The sequence below is a fragment of the Bergeriella denitrificans NBRC 102155 genome (assembly GCF_001592185.1).
Lineage (GTDB): Bacteria > Pseudomonadota > Gammaproteobacteria > Burkholderiales > Neisseriaceae > Neisseria > Neisseria denitrificans.
The window spans coordinates 1-705 of record NZ_BCWL01000374.1; the positions used below are offsets into that span (position 1 = coordinate 1).

Annotated in this window: 1 protein-coding gene; it reads left to right on the forward strand. The window is 55.3% G+C overall.

The features are described 5' to 3' along the window. Positions 1 to 107 precede the first annotated feature (107 nt). Positions 108 to 638, forward strand: a complete 531-nt coding sequence (locus tag BDE01S_RS10880; RefSeq protein ID WP_147283886.1) for a hypothetical protein — start codon at positions 108 to 110, stop codon at positions 636 to 638. The last annotated feature ends 67 nt before the right edge of the window (positions 639 to 705 follow it).

Here is a 705-nt window from a genome sequence, read left to right on the forward strand (position 1 = left end):
ATATTCAGACGGCATGGAAAGTACTTGCAGATTGGTTTTTTCCGCCATTATCCCTATAATGGCAGGACAGAGTTTTTCCCTGTGCCACAATAAATATGGAGATTTTGATGGAAACCAAACGTATGTTTTTGGCTGCATTGGCGGCCGCTTTCGCACTCACCGCCTGCAGCAGCACTGGACAACCGGGTGATACCGGCCGTAAGGCTTCTACTTCAGGTCAGGAAAGCCGTGCCGATTCCGGTGCCTGCCGCCTGCTGGCCGACCACGAAGGCCGCGGTAAAAACATGGTGTACCGCTGCAACATCAATGCGGTGATGAAAACCGCCGACGCCCGGGCAGCCTTGGATGCCAATATTCCGGTATCGTTCGGCGGTAACGGCAAATACCGCACCAACGCCACCGCCCGTTCGCTCGGTAAAGATGAAGCGGCCAGCTGCGAACGCGCCGTTGTCAATGCGGTCAACAACCTGCAAAACCGCGTGAAAAAAGACGGCGGCAAGCGTTTAACCAACGTCGTCAGCTACGCGGCGCAGAATAACGGCCGCTTCGATGCCAAGCGCTTCCTGCCTGCCGGACAGGCCGACTGTATCGTTGCCACCTTCCAAAGCCGCGTGGTGTTGCGTGGCAGCGTGAATTAAGCCACGAAATAATGCGGGCCGCTGCGGTCTGTGCAAATCAAAAAGCCGTCTGAAAATCGTGATTTTC